This is a genomic window from Arthrobacter sp. 05T47 (genome assembly GCF_056395825.1).
This window is the reverse complement of the sequence record NZ_JBFTKG010000120.1, coordinates 1-1782: the sequence shown is the minus strand read 5'-3', so window position 1 is coordinate 1782 and position 1782 is coordinate 1. Positions and strand designations below refer to the sequence as shown.

General features: G+C 56.0%; 1 rRNA gene. It reads left to right on the top strand.

The features are described from left to right. Positions 1 to 228: 228 nt before the first annotated feature. Positions 229 to 1755: ribosomal RNA gene (locus AC1DEY_RS23155) — 16S ribosomal RNA — on the top strand. Positions 1756 to 1782 lie beyond the last annotated feature (27 nt).

The following is a 1782-nucleotide window of genomic DNA, read 5'->3' as shown; positions in this document are numbered from 1 at the left end:
CCGGAGCGATCCGCGACTGAATGTTGGTTGTGGTGGTGCCGGGTGTGTCTGTTGTTTGAGAACTCAATAGTGTGCCAAGTTTGTTGATACCAATTTATTGTAATGGATTGGTTGAATTGACCAGGTTATGCCACCCCGTGGTGTGGTCTGGTTTTTACAGCTGGTTTCAAATTTTGTGCAGCCTGGTTATCCCGTTTTCCCGGGGGTGCGTGCTGTGTCTGTTTTACTTCAACGGAGAGTTTGATCCTGGCTCAGGATGAACGCTGGCGGCGTGCTTAACACATGCAAGTCGAACGATGATCCGGTGCTTGCGCCGGGGATTAGTGGCGAACGGGTGAGTAACACGTGAGTAACCTGCCCTTAACTCTGGGATAAGCCTGGGAAACTGGGTCTAATACCGGATATGACTCCTCATCGCATGGTGGGGGGTGGAAAGCTTTTTTGTGGTTTTGGATGGACTCGCGGCCTATCAGCTTGTTGGTGAGGTAATGGCTCACCAAGGCGACGACGGGTAGCCGGCCTGAGAGGGTGACCGGCCACACTGGGACTGAGACACGGCCCAGACTCCTACGGGAGGCAGCAGTGGGGAATATTGCACAATGGGCGCAAGCCTGATGCAGCGACGCCGCGTGAGGGATGACGGCCTTCGGGTTGTAAACCTCTTTCAGTAGGGAAGAAGCGAAAGTGACGGTACCTGCAGAAGAAGCGCCGGCTAACTACGTGCCAGCAGCCGCGGTAATACGTAGGGCGCAAGCGTTATCCGGAATTATTGGGCGTAAAGAGCTCGTAGGCGGTTTGTCGCGTCTGCCGTGAAAGTCCGGGGCTCAACTCCGGATCTGCGGTGGGTACGGGCAGACTAGAGTGATGTAGGGGAGACTGGAATTCCTGGTGTAGCGGTGAAATGCGCAGATATCAGGAGGAACACCGATGGCGAAGGCAGGTCTCTGGGCATTAACTGACGCTGAGGAGCGAAAGCATGGGGAGCGAACAGGATTAGATACCCTGGTAGTCCATGCCGTAAACGTTGGGCACTAGGTGTGGGGGACATTCCACGTTTTCCGCGCCGTAGCTAACGCATTAAGTGCCCCGCCTGGGGAGTACGGCCGCAAGGCTAAAACTCAAAGGAATTGACGGGGGCCCGCACAAGCGGCGGAGCATGCGGATTAATTCGATGCAACGCGAAGAACCTTACCAAGGCTTGACATGGGCCGGACCGGGCTGGAAACAGTCCTTCCCCTTTGGGGCCGGTTCACAGGTGGTGCATGGTTGTCGTCAGCTCGTGTCGTGAGATGTTGGGTTAAGTCCCGCAACGAGCGCAACCCTCGTTCCATGTTGCCAGCGCGTAATGGCGGGGACTCATGGGAGACTGCCGGGGTCAACTCGGAGGAAGGTGGGGACGACGTCAAATCATCATGCCCCTTATGTCTTGGGCTTCACGCATGCTACAATGGCCGGTACAAAGGGTTGCGATACTGTGAGGTGGAGCTAATCCCAAAAAGCCGGTCTCAGTTCGGATTGGGGTCTGCAACTCGACCCCATGAAGTCGGAGTCGCTAGTAATCGCAGATCAGCAACGCTGCGGTGAATACGTTCCCGGGCCTTGTACACACCGCCCGTCAAGTCACGAAAGTTGGTAACACCCGAAGCCGGTGGCCTAACCCCTTGTGGGAGGGAGCTGTCGAAGGTGGGACTGGCGATTGGGACTAAGTCGTAACAAGGTAGCCGTACCGGAAGGTGCGGCTGGATCACCTCCTTTCTAAGGAGCACCTACAACACCTACAAC